Consider the following 1,346-nt stretch of genomic DNA (forward strand, 5'->3'; position numbering starts at 1 on the left):
AACGTTGAGCGCTCACGCTTATCGGCTGTGAAAAAGACAGACTCAGGGGTCTGTAGCTCAGTCGGTTAGAGCACCGTCTTGATAAGGCGGGGGTCGATGGTTCGAATCCATCCAGACCCACCAAAGTCTTGTCTGGTGCGCTGACCGTCTAAAAACCTCTGGGGTAGCTGTATGACTGGGGGATTAGCTCAGCTGGGAGAGCACCTGCTTTGCAAGCAGGGGGTCGTCGGTTCGATCCCGTCATCCTCCACCAATCCTCAATGCGTAGCGTTCTGCAGATCGATGCAGATGGTTGTGCATTGGCGATTGAGCCAGTCAGAGTGATACATGGTTATAGCAACCGTGATATCGGCTGTCGTTCTTTAACAATCAGGAAGAAGTAGTAAAGAGATTCACGAAAGATCACTTAGAGATGGGTGATTGAGTAGGTGAATCAGGGTTGTGATTGTATCAATGTATGAAAAGGTGATCGAAAGATTGCCTTGGAATACGGCGCAACACGAATACTCAACCTGTAGCGGAAAGTTGAAATGCACTTCCCCGTGAAGTGCAGTGAGACCCACCCGTTATAGGGTCAAGCGAACAAGTGCATGTGGTGGATGCCTTGGCGATCACAGGCGATGAAGGACGCGGTAGCCTGCGAAAAGCTTCGGGGAGCTGGCAAACGAGCTTTGATCCGAAGATGTCCGAATGGGGAAACCCACCTCTTTTGAGGTATCCGTAGCTGAATACATAGGCTACGCGAAGCGAACGCGGTGAACTGAAACATCTAAGTAACCGCAGGAAAAGAAATCAACCGAGATTCCCAGAGTAGTGGCGAGCGAAATGGGAGCAGCCTGTACTCTTTATTCTTACTGTTAGTCGAACGCTCTGGAAAGTGCGGCCATAGCAGGTGATAGCCCTGTAGGCGAAAACAGTTGGAAAGAACTAGGTGTACGACAAGTAGGGCGGGACACGTGAAATCCTGTCTGAAGATGGGGGGACCATCCTCCAAGGCTAAATACTCGTGATCGACCGATAGTGAACCAGTACCGTGAGGGAAAGGCGAAAAGAACCCCGGGAGGGGAGTGAAACAGATCCTGAAACCGCATGCATACAAACAGTCGGAGCCTTTGAAAGAGGGTGACGGCGTACCTTTTGTATAATGGGTCAGCGACTTACATTCAGTGGCAAGCTTAACCGATTAGGGCAGGCGTAGCGAAAGCGAGTCCGAACAGGGCGTTCAGTCGCTGGGTGTAGACCCGAAACCAGGTGATCTATCCATGGCCAGGATGAAGGTGCGGTAACACGTACTGGAGGTCCGAACCCACTAACGTTGAAAAGTTAGGGGATGAGCTGTGGATAGG

General features: G+C 51.1%; 2 tRNA genes and 1 rRNA gene. All 3 read left to right on the forward strand.

What is annotated here, in order from left to right:
- Nucleotides 1-46: 46 nt before the first annotated feature.
- Nucleotides 47-123, forward strand: a tRNA-Ile gene (locus tag FVF58_RS51025).
- Nucleotides 124-177: 54 nt separating this feature from the next.
- Nucleotides 178-253, forward strand: a tRNA-Ala gene (locus FVF58_RS51030).
- A gap of 319 nt (nt 254-572) precedes the next feature.
- A 23S ribosomal RNA gene (locus tag FVF58_RS51035) occupies nt 573-1,346 on the forward strand; the annotation flags it as partial.

It is taken from the genome of Paraburkholderia panacisoli, assembly GCF_008369935.1.
GTDB classification, from domain to species: Bacteria; Pseudomonadota; Gammaproteobacteria; order Burkholderiales; family Burkholderiaceae; genus Paraburkholderia; species Paraburkholderia panacisoli.